We start from the raw sequence: 13,102 nt of genomic DNA, 5'->3' as shown, positions 1-13,102 counted from the left end.
TCATCAAACTTTTACTAAAGGGATTTTCGCATGAAGTTAATACCCCGAGGGCAATATCTACAACTCAATACTCCCGGCATTGGCAAAGACGTGGTGTTTGCGCCCAATGTTCAAGAACACGCCAAGGTCTTAATGAAAGCGGCTAATCGCGGTTACTACTATCCATTGATGGCCATCAAACAGCTTAATGCGTTAGCGACCGGGTTAACCGGTAAACACAACGTATTTATTCCCAACGTAATCGATTTTAAAGCCAACAGCTTTCACAAGGTTGTGGTATTTGTGCCCGGCATTGCCGCTACTGTAGAAAAACGCTCCGACAAAATGCTGGTTATTACAGACTTAACATTAAGTAGTGAATACGAGAGTATTGCTAAGGCGAACACACGGAAACCGGGGGTATACAGTGTTTCTCGGGCAAGCAACGGTAAGATTAGTGCGGAATTTAGAAACAATGGTCGAATTAAGTCCGAGAACCATAGAAATGTGGTGATTGCCAACACTAACTATGATGGTCTCGACCAAGCCGCAGAAGAAGCGGTAAAACGCTTAAACTCTATGTTTGGTGGTGATGCATCTTTAAAATGTGACTTTGATTTATTCTATTCACCTGTGGGTAGCCGATTAAATGGTATGCGCAATTATAATCCTGTAAAGGTGAATCAAACTTATGGCTTTGCAGGGTTATTGGCCGATGCCATAGAACAATCGAATAATAAAAAAGGCGTTGTATGGGCCTCTGAGCGCGGCGGTTCCGTGGTATTAACCCAAGCCTTAATGACTCTTACGACAAAAAACATTTCTTTTGAAGAGCAAAAACATATTGTGAAAATGTGCTGGGCGACCTCTAACCCGCGGCCCGCCTACGATGCTATTATGGACTTAGACATGATCCCAGATAGAAACCTGTTTAACAGTAATAGCCATCTTCGCGCCAGCATAAGCGCGTTTAAGGGCAATTTAGAGCGGGTTAAACGAAAAGACGACCCCTATAATTACCGCGACCTATTAAAAAGTACTGGTAACGGCGGACTGGCCTTTAATACTCTCGCCGGTGCTGGTGTTTTGGTGGCAGGCACGGCCTTATCCGGTATGCCCACAGGGGCAATCGGCGTTGCGGGTTTGGTTACCGGTGCAGTGGGCGGTATTCAATTTGCTTACAGTAAGTTTAAAGAAAGAAATCTACGGCGGTAATGTTATGTGGGATTGGTTAAAATTCTTTCCGTTTGCGAAAGCCCAATATACAAGGCCCGTAGTAAACGAAATACGCGGCCCGTATTTTTCAAAACCACGGCAGAATAAATGGTTCTTTGGCGACTCGGTGTTTTATTTCTATGCTCCCTGGGCTAACCCGGTATTAGGCTTTGATGGCGACGGTCGCTCGGTTAATGCCACGCATCCAGGGGGTAAAGATATAAGCGCCCGCTCTAGATTTGAATCCAACTACCGCCCTGATACCCGCCGTAATCAGTGGTATGTGGTGCCGTTTTATCGCAATACTTGGTATTTTGTGGGGGCTTGGTTTGTTGGTGAAAAAGCTCGTTTAGGCGCCACCGCTATAACACTTACGGCACGTAAAGGCTCTATTTTTAAAGAAACCAATTTGTTTCACCCTCGGGTATTTGAGTCAGCCATAGCTAATTATCTAGATGATATCTACGGCTATCGTCGTTCGGGTAAAAAGCCCGTTTATCGTGGCCCCTTACATTGGCGGGTATTACCTTTAGGTGACAGTATTCAAGGTGTGGTATGCGATATACACCAAATTCATAACGGCAGTCGAGACAATCCCGAGGTTGACCGCCTCGTTATTTTCCCTGTATCAACCGATCAATTTGTGTGCATTACGTTTAGCTTTGGCAGTATTGAACTATACAGGGATGAGTTAAGAGCTAAACCCATGTTGGCGTTGACCGACTCGATTATTAACTCCATGCGTTTGCAGGTTGGGCCAATCGCACAGGCAGAGTGGGATAAGGTAAAGGCGACCTGTGATGATATGTCTGTTACCGAAACTTTTGGTGAACTTGCTTGGCCGTTATTCGAAGAGAAAAAATCTAGGAAAAAACCCGAGGTGGATATTACGCCGATCGATGCGCCAAAGGTTATTGCTCAACACAAATGACACGCTGGTTAGACTGGTTAAAATTTTTCCCTTATATAGAAGCTCAAAATACGGAGCCGGTAGTCACAGAAATACACAGGCCGAGCTTCAACACAATCAATTAAAAAGCTGAGTTGACCGAGCAAATAGCACTCGATCAACGAATAGATTTACTTAAGAATTGAACAAAAATTATAGGCGGGATTTATCTCTATGTGTTCTAAAGCTAACTGCGATCCAGCAACGCTAACTTTGAGCCAAAGGCAATGAAAACGATGCCCGTAACCGAGTTTAACCAGCGCTTAAAACGAGCACCACCGGCCAATTTTTTAACACTCGATAACATATAAACCATGACAGAAAACCACACTAAATTTAACATGGCGTGTGCCGTCACCAATGCAAACACATTAACGGGATTATCATTAATCGAAATAAACTGCGGAAACGCCGCCAAATAAAACATAGAAACTTTTGGGTTTAACACGTTGGTTAAAAAGCCTTCTAAAAAGGCTTTGCGTAAAGACGCTTTCTTTTTAACCGTAATTGGCGCTACTTCTGTAACAACACCTTTGTCTTTGAAGGCTCTCAGCAACGCCTTGATGCCAATCCAAATTAAATAAGCAGCACCGACCAATTTAAAGATAAAAAACGCCTCCGCCGATTGCACCAACAACAAAGAAATACCCATAACGGATAAGGTGCCGTGTACGTAAAACGCCGCGACAAAACCACCGATATTGGCAAACCCAGCTTTTTTACCAAATAACGGCACCGTTTTCGCGATTAAAAAGCCATTCGGGCCCGGAGAAACAACCAGCAAAGTGGCCACCGCAACAAAGGCCAAAACCGTGTTTAAATCCATAAAGCAACCTCAAAGTAATTCAAATTATGAAGAAATTGGACATTGTGTTTTCAATTTCTGCCCTCTGATTAAATCATGGATGAGTTAATCAGAGGTTCCTATAGTAATATCGAGCAAACACTACCGAGAGGATAATACTTTAAGAAGTGATACACATTCTTTAATAACCGTAAGTTGGCTAAAGCTGAATACAAAGCGATGCGACTTAAACGCAGCAATAATCCAAGGCGTCATTAATACCAGCGTAGGAATATAACTTATCACATTCGTATTTAGCCTATCAGTGAAATAATAATACAATGCAAAAAGCAAACATAAAGATAGGTAAAAAACGATTCCGCAACGCGTTGCAGTTGAAGCCAATTTACGATCGGCAAACTTAACAAGAATAGACTGACATAAAAACAAAGCTAAAACACTTAAAATAGAGTTATAAAAACACCCAGCAATGACAGAACCTAAAAATGGCTTACCTGATAACTTGTAGAATATACCAATAATATAAGCGACAAAAAAATAGCTACTAACTACAACCATAGAGCCTAAAGAAAAACGCCCACTACATTACACAGCCTGTTAGTGACAGCAACAATATTACACACCCAAATATTTTCATCTTTTTACCTATTATTTAATCCTATAAATATCGCTTGCACTACGCAGGCAAGTTATCGAGTAAAACCTAGTTGTTTTTATACAATTCACGATAATTTGAGGATAATGAAATCAGATAAATCTAATTCAGAGTATTTCACACCAAAACTCAGAAAAATATGAGTATTATACGGATAATACTGAGTGTCACTCATGCCACTTGAGAAAGATGAGCACAAATCGTCATTGTACCGACTTGATTTTGGGTAATCTTCGCCCTCAGGAACAGGCGAAATTTTGATCAAACCAAAGAAAGCTCTATTATTCAGCGCTAGCAAGCTGGAAATAACAGGGTTGATATCTTTTGTCAGAATTACCACAGACAGCATGGTACTTCTGATAAAACGGTTAAATCGAAAGATAAGAACTTAAAAAGCCTTTTTAAAAAAGCCTAGAAGGAAGATGAATAACACGATATATATTTCCTATACTCATCACCAAGAAAGCAAATCTTCTAGAGATTTTCATACGACTCATGGGAAACAAAAAAACCTCGGCATGCCGAGGTTTTTTATAAAGCGTTGTTTATTCGTTATCGAGCTTACTGGTTTGCTAGCGCTTTTGCCTCACGCCGCTGAATGTCTTTTCTAATTAACCAGTAGCCTAATAAACCAGAGGCTAAGGAGCCGACTAAAATCCCTAAACGTTCGTCAAAGATGACTTCTGTACTGGTTTGTTCGAAGGCGAGTGAGCTGATAAATAAACTCATGGTAAAGCCAATGCCGCACAGTACCGAGGTGCCGTAAAGACCAAGCCAGGTAACGTTGGTGGGTAGTTGTGCCCATTTCAATTTAATAAATAACCAACACAGAGTGAAAATACCCAGTTGTTTACCAATAAATAAACCTGCGGCTATACCAACCGGTGCACTGTGTAAAACTTGATCTGTAGTTAGGCTGCGTACGTCGATACCGGAGTTGGCAAAGGCGAAGATGGGTAACACAAAGAAGGTCACCCAAGGATGCAGGCCGTGTTCGATTTCTTTAACCGGTGAGCTGGATTTTTCGTCGTCTAAACGCATGGGAATAAACATCGCCAACAACACACCGGTAAGTGTTGCGTGTACACCGGATTTAAGCATGGCAACCCACATTATAACGCCTATAACAATGTATGGCGCTCGCGGACCTACGCGATAACGATTGAGCATCCATAAAATGGGAATACATACCAACACAATAACAAGCGATACGAAGGATATTTTAGAAGTATAAAATATCGCGATAATAATAATCGCGCCTACGTCATCAAAAATCGCTAAGGATGTTAAAAAAACTTTTAATGCAACGGGAACTGAACGCCCCAATAAGCTTAATACGCCGAGCGCAAAGGCAATATCGGTGGCGGCGGGCACGGCCCAGCCGTCGATCACTCGCGGGTCATCCCAGTTAAATAATACGTAAATTAACGCCGGAACAGCCATTCCGCCAAACGCGCCAATACCCGGAAGAATAATATTTTTAGGGTCAGACAATTCTCCTTCCATGGCTTCGCGCTTAAGTTCTAAACCCACCAATAAAAAGAAGATGGCCATTAGTCCATCGTTAATCCACAGCAGTAGCGGTTTACCGATGTTTAAATCGGCGATGCGAACTTCTACAGGAATTTCGATGAATAATTTGTAGAGAGAGTCTAAAACGGGGGTATTCGCAAAAATGAGTGCCAGTAATGTGCTGACCATCAGCAAAATACCACCGGCGGATTCTAATTTGAAAAACTTTTCGATTGGCTTAATAGTAAGCACCGGAAGAAAAACCTCGTATCAACGTAAATTTGAGCAGAACCCTAAGCATTGCGGGTAAATTTATCACTGCTTTAGCTTAGGGCTCCAATATTGAATTTATAATATTAATAAAATTCGCGTCGAATATATTTGTAGCGCTCGAAATATATCGGGTTCATGCGAACACGTAAAAAAACAGCTATCAAACACTGTATGAGTACTGTTTCTATTTCGGCTATAACGCAATATTTAAACCAACTTATTGTTAAACATATATTTTTTGATGATTTAAATATTGGGTCAATGGTTGTATATGAGGCTTTAAATTAAAATTTCAATGGTAATAAGTGTAAGTTTAGATCAAAGTTTTATGGAAGCATATAAGAAATACTGAATACTTTTGCATTTCAAGTAACTTAGAACGTGTCGTCATCGCTAACAACATTCAACGACTTAGACTTGATAACACATTGGAATTAGGCTTGGTTTTTTAATTAAAAAGCTAAATTAATCGACTCCGCTTTGAATATCATCCATTCAAACTGATTACTAGGTTTTGCATTACTAACCAATATCTTCAGAAACTTTCCAAAACCCGTTAAAAATAATCAAAGCAGTTGATGTTTGCCTAAAACAATAGAGTTATGCCATTTAATTATGGGTATTAAACGACGCAAATTAGTTATTTAAGGGTTTATTTTTATCCCTTGAAACTTGCTTATCCTGAAAGACTGTTGCTATCACTCGTTAATTTTTTACGCCGTTAATACAAGTAACGTATTAATGAACTTATAGCAACTCTAAGTCATCCACAGTTTCTATCGAAACAAATGCATGATGCAAACTTCAATCATCGCGAGTAATTTAAATGGTGAAGAAATTGAAAATCGTATTTGCATTTATTTGTCCGCTGATTAAACCGTGGCAGCGTTAATCAGTGGTTCGAATATGCTTTAGCCAAAATTTTTAACACGCACTTTCATTTAAATGGTAGATCTTTTATTTAAATGGTAAGTTTTTTATTTTAAAAAGCGCTCGAAATTTCCCAAAAAATTATTGCCGGCGGGTTGTGTATTCTAAAGCGTATAAAAATAACGGGAGTGAGAACACAAGGAAAAACAGCGGTATTTGAAGAAAAGAACCACAACCAAAGCTGTGGTTCTGAAAAGATACAAAGTTTAGGCTTCGCAGCTGTCGAGATTATTTTCGGCAACGGCCATTAAGCATTTTTGAATGAGGTCAACACTGTTAATGTGCAAAAAGTGATTTTGCTTTTCTATTTTTAATACGTGCGACACTTTTGGGTTAAGTACCGATTTGGCAAAATCGGCATTTGCAGGGTTCACCAAGGGATCTTCCATACCTTGCACTACCACGGTTGGCAGGTTTATTTCTTTCCAGTGGGGCGCAAGCTTAGCGACTTCTGGCGAAAGTGCGTACATTTCTACATTGGCATCCAACATTTGTTGACCGAGAATACTTCTACCCACATAGGTTTTCGCAAAACGGTTGTACCAACGCGGTTTGGTTAATTCAGGATCAAGACCCGCCGCGAAGATTGCTAAGCCGTCAATGCAATAAGGAAACTCCGCTGCCACCGCGGGCACCACAGAGCCACCCCAAGAATGCCCGGCAAGAATCAAAGGCACATCGGGTGCTTCTTTTTTCAATTGATGTAAAAGTGGACGAATTAAATGGGCAATTTCTGAGAATTCGGTAACAAGACGTGGGTTGTCTTTGTACTGCGATTTGCCCCAACCGGGACGGTCGATAGAAACAAACAGGGTAGATTCGGTAAAGTCTTCTTTCACCATTAACTTGCCAATGTCGTTCCAAGCACCAGGCGTGCCGTGAATCCAGACCACAACAGCGCGCTTAGGCTCACCCACACGACGGTAGGAAAGTTCAAAATCTCCAACATCCATGGTTTGTTCAACGATGTTTTTGTTAGACTCGATGGTCTCCAAAAACTTGAAGTGTTCGTTCAACTCGTTTTGTGCCGCGCAAGCGCTGAGAACAAACGAGGCAAAGGCGAGCCCACCCACCCAAATTCGTGATAACCACACCTTTGTTTTCATTAAGATTCTCCATTTTTATGTGATTGGCAAACGCTTGCTCTGACAATAGTTATAACAATTGGGTTTACTAAAAATCATCACAAATTTATGAAGGATATACGCAGCGCTTTTGAACACAGTTCTTAACCTTGCTGTTCGTTGGTAAGCAACTAATCTTAAAGTAGAAATTGCTGATAATACCGTGATACTGACATTGTGACTAAAATTGCCGCGCTCAATACCAACCTCCATGCAGTCAACTCGTTTGAGCCCGACAGCACTCATGCCGGGCAACCATTAACGGCCAAAACCCAGCTTTGGTTAACCAAGCGCTTTCAGGTATTAGCATCGACTCTTACCGAATTAAAGGTCGCGGGCGCGTATGTTTATGGTACGTCATCGGCAAACAAGTCACCGCAGACCGAGACAAACCAGCCCATTTTATTGTGGCAAAATCAAGAATCTTTGGAACAAAAGATACACAATGCTGAAAAATTAGTACAACTGTGTATACAGCGCCAAAAAATCCAACTGTACAGCGACAAAAAGTCTTTATTGAACTATGTCTGTTTTAGCAGCGAGATATATTTTAACAACGACGTTACTTGTCAACAGCGTTTGATTTTATATTTTGTCTTCACGCGAAACGGCGTGTTCACAAAAGAACACATAAATAGCGTAATGAAAAACGTTGCGGCGTTGTTTTTTTACAAGACCGATAACAGCCAAAACAGTCCACATAAGCAATTACCCTTAAATCCCGTACATCCAAAACCCAGTGCCGAAATCGACCCAACTCGGCTCATACAAGGTTTGGTTAAAATCATTGAACGCCATATCAACATTAACGACGCGACCTATTTACTTGCAAAAGATTTAAAAGAGAAATTTGAATGTGAGTGCGTGGTTATTTCACTGCCTAATTATTCTTTGTTTTCTTCACGCAAAAAAAACAGAAACCGTATTGTTGCGATTTCCGACTCCAGTAAATTTGACGATCAATCACCATTAATTAAACAGTATTCAAAACATATAACCAAAACATTACAGCGCGAACCCGAAAATAACCACGAACTCGGCCGAGCTTATTGTGAACACATTATCATTGATCATCCACTCAAGCCTCTTCAAGGCGCCGTTATTAGCATCGACACAGAGCTGGGCTGTGCCTGTATTTTGTTTGTTGATCAACACAATTCTGCCAATGCAAAAACCAACACCTATCTCACAACCGCCTGGCAAACACTCGGCACCAGTTTATTAATTCGTCATTATTTACAACTTTCACCCGTAAAAAAACTCGGCTACGCAGTAGCTAATTCTTCCCATCGAATTCAATTACACAAACAAGCTTCGCTAAAAACTGGATTTTTTACGCAGCTTTCCAAATGGCAAAAAAGAGCATTAGTTGTCGCGGTAGTTATTGCCATTTTGGGTATTCTTAATATACCCACATCTTTAACCATTACCACGAAGGCGGAAATTATCAGCGATTCACAACGTGCCCTTGTTGCACCAGTTGATGGCTTTATCAAAGACAGTCACTTTAAAGCGGGCGATCAAGTAAAAACCGGGCATTTGTTAGCAACCTTAGATGATAAAGATTTAAATCTAGAAAAACAAAAACTCGAAAACGAGTTACAAGAATACGATAAGCTCTATCGGAAAGAATTAGCCGAATTTAATCAGGTTCAAGCAAAGATCGTAAAAAATCAACGTGAACAAACCCAAGCCAAAATTGAGCTCATTAACGAACGGCTAACGCGATTAAAAATTAAAGCACCTTTTGATGGCATTATTTTACACGGCGATGTTAGTCAATTATTGGGTGCTCCGGTAAAAAAAGGAGAAATACTTTTCGAGCTAGCGCCTTTGACGGAATACAATTTGAATTTACGCATCAGCGAAAAAGACATTATTTATATTCGGAAAAATCAACACGGTTTACTCAAGCTATTTTCGCTACCGTCCGCCGAAATTTCATTTACTATTTCTGAAGTCACACCAATAGCAGAGACTGTCGATGATAAGGTCTATTTTATAGCGCGTACCCATTGGAACTTTGACGAAAAACAGCAGGCAATAATTCCGACACTATTAAAACCCGGCATGACCGGGTCAGCCAAGATAAACACCGATAAACAACCACTCTGGAAAATTCTCTTTCGTGATCTTATTCGCTGGTGGCAGTTAAATCGTTGGCAGTTGGGAATGTAACGCATGAATCAGCAAATACTGTTCTGGATTAAACACGCTTGTTTTCAGATTTCTGCCAGCGCCAATATAACCACACAAGTGCATCGAGGTAAAAACTGGGTCATTATTTACAGCACCATTCATAACGACAGTTTTTTTCTCGAAAATAACCTGTACAAGTTGCTCTCCAGCCACAGCACAATACCCGTTGCTGATGCGTTTAAAATACTCAAGGTTACCGATGACGAGCAACAAAGTCTTTGTCTGGGTTTATTTCATCTACTTAAACAGGGATTAATTACTTGCAAACACGATAAGCTCAATGAGATTGTCTCGCTAACCCACGCTCAAACTGCCTCTGAAAGTTCTTTTTTTCCTAGAGTGGCCGGGTTTTTGAAAAACCCATTACTGGCAAAATTTAATTTGTTTGGCGCAAATGAATATGCCGAAAAACTAACACCTTACGTGCTGCTCATTTTCTCTAAGTTTACGATTACTTGTGGATTAATCTTGGCCATAACAAGCTTATTGTTATTAACCAGCAATTTGGATAAAACCTTAGAGTTTTACCAAAACAATTTTTATTCACCGTTCAATTTAGTATTGTTAGCTTTCATGTATTTACCCATGAAAGCTATTCACGAATTCGCTCACGCTATTATGACCAAATATTACGGCGGTCACGTGGGTAAATTTGGTGTGTTATTTTTTGGCTTTTTACCCGCAGCTTTTGTGGATGTAGGCTCCAGCGCTTATTTCACCTCTCGAAAACACCGTATTTATGTAAGTCTTGCGGGAATTGTCACCGAGATTTTTATTGCGGTCTTCGCGCTAATACTGTTTATAGCGCTATTGACTATTTTTGAATACAACGCAGACAGCAACGGCGTCTATCATACAATACTATTAGGACTGTTTGATTTAGCCTTTATTGGTATTGTTTCTAGTATTCTTTTTAATGCAAATCCACTCATGCGCTACGACGGCTATTACGTCTGTTCAGAGTTATTGCAAATTCCAAATCTGGCTTCACGTGCCCAACAGCGTTTTAAAGAAAACACGCAACTGTGGTTATTCGGTTTAACACCAACCAAACCATCAAACGACCTCAATAGCGAAGTTATTTGGCTCAATGGCTATGGTTGTGCTGCCTTTTTTTACCGCATTATGGTCACCATTTTAGTGTTAATGTTTTTAATTAGCCAAATATGGTGGTTGGGTTTAGTCATCGCTGCATTAATACTAATCCGCGGCACTTTTCGGTTTTTAGGTGAAACGCTGGTTACGCTGTATTTTCGCTGTCAATATCACAACAAACTTAAACGATTTTTTTGGGCTATAGGCACGCCATCGGCTTTTGTTTTAGCTATTCTCTTTTTACCTTTTAACATCGGCTTTTCCAGCACAGCATTATTACATGAGTCGCAATTTACTCTCCGTTCGCCGTCTGACGGGACGGTTATTAGTTTCTTATCTGAAAATGCTAGGGAAATAGAATCCGGCGATACCTTGCTTGAGCTTACCAATCCGGATTTATTAATTGAACAAAAAATTAACGCTCTAGCAATTGAAGAACAAACCATTCGTTATTCCGATCTGGCTTTCCGTGCTCCTGCCCTTGCCGAAGAATTTGCAGCCAATCTTCAAGATTTGAAAACCAATCAACGTGATCTTGATGAGAAGTTAAAAAATCTACAGGTGATAGCTTCTCATGCAGGACTGCTAGTACACGATAATAAATCCATTCAAGGTCGTTACTTTGAAAAAGGTGAGCCTACGGTAACAGCGGTATATTATTCTGATGTCTATCTAGAGGCATTAATTAGCCAGGAAGATTTACAGCGCTTGCCCAAAGACTTTGCATTTGTATCTGCGATTCCGTTTACCGATCCACATAAACGCTATACCGCAGAAATTGTAAGTGTTGAATCTAAAGCTCGCGATCAAATATCTTCACCATTTTACAGCGTTGGTTTGGGAGGTTCTATTGATACCGACTGGCGTGATTCGTCTGGCTTAACCAGCCAAACGCCTACTTTTTTGGTGTCGGTACAATTACCGGCTTTGCCTTATGGCTCTGTATTAAGTTATCGATGGCAGTTGATTTTTTTGACCGAGCCGCAATCTATTTTTAACCGCTTATGGTTGAGATATTCACAATGGTTAAGCCAAAAATTTGACGGGTCATAAGTATTTTGATTTTATCACCCAAATAATCTTTGAATAAAATGTCGCTTTAGCGAATTTTTCGAATTCGCGTTATTTTTAAGCCAGTTCAAATTGGGAAAAATTGTAAAAACTGAAATTTAATTATTTCTACCGCCATTTTTTAATTCATAATGAACGGCTTCACAAATTTAGTTTTCGGTAAATACTGCATGTGTTGAGTATTGATCATTCCAACATATACATTCTTTCTAAAATTAGCCGTTACTAAACAATTTTTTATCGCTTACTTCCGTATTGAATAAACTCTGCTAATCTTAACAATGTCGCTCTTATCGGTTTTAGTTATAGATGTGTGTTTATAAATACTTGATTGTAGAAACGCGGCGGTATTTTTTGCGTTTACTAATGCATCTTATGATTTTATTTTAATGACCATTCTGTTTTGATTTTTAAGAAAGTCATAATTTTTACGAATTATTATTGGAAATATTATGTCGCCAATAACCGTTCTTCGATCTCTATCGATAGCCTTATTGACGGCATCGGCTGCCGTGGCTGCGCCATTGCCGGCAATGGATTGTTTGATCAATCCCTTTCAGACCATTGATCTATCAAGTCCCGTCGCTGGCGTTATAGCAAAACTTCATGTTGAACACGGAGTTTATGTAAATGAAAACGAAATTGTTGCGCAGTTAAGTGCAGAAGTTGAAAAAGCCTCGGTTGAGCTCGCCAGTGTTCGAGCAGCGGTGACTTCTGAGGTAGGAATTAACGCGGTAAATAAAGAGTACGACGAGAAGCGTAAAAAACGCATCGATACCTTGTACAAAAGTAACAGCGTTTCCTACGACGTTAAAGATCAGGCAGATCGAGATTTTGATTTATCCCAGTGGCGATTAAAACAAGCCGAAGATTTGCAGAATATTCGTCACCTTGAATTGGTGCGCGCCGAAGAACAGCTTCAGCAAAAGATCATTAAAAGTCCCATTAGTGGTTTTGTTACCAAACGCTTTAAAGACGTTGGCGAATATGTAGAAGAACAACCCATTGTGAGAATTGCTCAGCTGCATCCCTTAAAGATAGAAGTGATTGTTCCCATTAGTTATTACTCGCAAATTTCAATTGCTCAAACTGCGCAAATATTTCCAGAGTTGCATTCCGATAAACCGTTAACAGCAACGGTGATCAGTATCGATCCCATGGCCGATGCCGCCAGTGGGACTTTTGGTGCCCGCTTGGTGTTGGATAACCCCCAATACACCATTCTTGCGGGGCAAAAGTGTTCGCTGCAATTTTCAGAAAATCAACGTTCGAAATTACCTAAAGTGAAGTAGCGG

8 protein-coding genes are annotated in these 13,102 nt (G+C 40.3%); 5 read left to right on the top strand and 3 right to left on the bottom strand.

What is annotated here, in order from left to right; genetic code table 11:
- Positions 1-30: 30 nt before the first annotated feature.
- Both ACYQ28_RS17950 and ACYQ28_RS17945 read left to right on the top strand, forming a co-directional pair.
- Positions 31-1,194 (top strand): hypothetical protein, encoded by a 1,164-nt coding sequence (locus ACYQ28_RS17950; RefSeq protein WP_460052463.1) that lies wholly within the window; start codon positions 31-33, stop codon positions 1,192-1,194.
- Complete coding sequence (locus ACYQ28_RS17945) at positions 1,154-2,125, top strand: hypothetical protein (protein ID WP_460052462.1); 972 nt, start codon at positions 1,154-1,156, stop codon at positions 2,123-2,125. The genes ACYQ28_RS17950 and ACYQ28_RS17945 overlap by 41 nt, the downstream gene beginning before the upstream one ends.
- 205 nt (positions 2,126-2,330) lie before the next feature.
- Here the strand turns inward: ACYQ28_RS17945 and ACYQ28_RS17940 are convergent, their stop codons facing one another.
- The 3 genes from ACYQ28_RS17940 to ACYQ28_RS17930 all read right to left on the bottom strand — a co-directional run bounded on the left by ACYQ28_RS17940 (position 2,331) and on the right by ACYQ28_RS17930 (position 7,424).
- On the bottom strand, positions 2,331-2,969 hold the full coding sequence (locus ACYQ28_RS17940; protein WP_460052461.1) for a LysE family translocator: 639 nt from the start codon (positions 2,967-2,969) through the stop codon (positions 2,331-2,333).
- Between the two features lie 1,195 nt (positions 2,970-4,164).
- On the bottom strand, positions 4,165-5,367 hold the full coding sequence (gene nhaA / locus ACYQ28_RS17935; RefSeq protein ID WP_460052460.1) for a Na+/H+ antiporter NhaA: 1,203 nt from the start codon (positions 5,365-5,367) through the stop codon (positions 4,165-4,167).
- 1,157 nt (positions 5,368-6,524) lie between these two features.
- Entirely contained in the window at positions 6,525-7,424 is a 900-nt protein-coding gene (locus ACYQ28_RS17930) for an alpha/beta fold hydrolase (RefSeq protein ID WP_460052458.1), read from the bottom strand.
- A 195-nt stretch (positions 7,425-7,619) separates the two neighbouring features.
- On the opposite strand from ACYQ28_RS17930, the gene ACYQ28_RS17925 reads away from it, so the two are divergent.
- From ACYQ28_RS17925 to ACYQ28_RS17915, 3 genes are all read left to right on the top strand, one after another.
- Positions 7,620-9,620, top strand: coding sequence for an efflux RND transporter periplasmic adaptor subunit (locus ACYQ28_RS17925; RefSeq protein ID WP_460052457.1), 2,001 nt, complete (start codon positions 7,620-7,622; stop codon positions 9,618-9,620).
- 3 nt (positions 9,621-9,623) lie between these two features.
- Positions 9,624-11,789, top strand: coding sequence for a site-2 protease family protein (locus ACYQ28_RS17920; protein ID WP_460052455.1), 2,166 nt, complete (start codon positions 9,624-9,626; stop codon positions 11,787-11,789).
- A gap of 470 nt (positions 11,790-12,259) precedes the next feature.
- Positions 12,260-13,099 (top strand): efflux RND transporter periplasmic adaptor subunit, encoded by an 840-nt coding sequence (locus tag ACYQ28_RS17915; protein ID WP_460052454.1) that lies wholly within the window; start codon positions 12,260-12,262, stop codon positions 13,097-13,099.
- Positions 13,100-13,102 lie beyond the last annotated feature (3 nt).

Source organism: Sessilibacter sp. MAH1 (genome assembly GCF_054658315.1).
The sequence above is the reverse complement of the archived record's forward strand: the minus strand, read 5'-3'. Positions and strand labels throughout refer to the sequence as shown.

Bases quoted from the DNA above. Each gene is read 5' to 3' on its own strand.
- ACYQ28_RS17930 (WP_460052458.1), bottom strand. From the start codon at position 7,424: ATGAAAACAAAGGTGTGGTTATCACGAATTTGGGTGGGTGGGCTCGCC.
- ACYQ28_RS17950 (WP_460052463.1), top strand. From the start codon at position 31: ATGAAGTTAATACCCCGAGGGCAATATCTACAACTCAATACTCCCGGC.
- ACYQ28_RS17915 (WP_460052454.1), top strand. From the start codon at position 12,260: ATGTCGCCAATAACCGTTCTTCGATCTCTATCGATAGCCTTATTGACG.
- ACYQ28_RS17920 (WP_460052455.1), top strand. From the start codon at position 9,624: ATGAATCAGCAAATACTGTTCTGGATTAAACACGCTTGTTTTCAGATT.
- ACYQ28_RS17940 (WP_460052461.1), bottom strand. From the start codon at position 2,969: ATGGATTTAAACACGGTTTTGGCCTTTGTTGCGGTGGCCACTTTGCTG.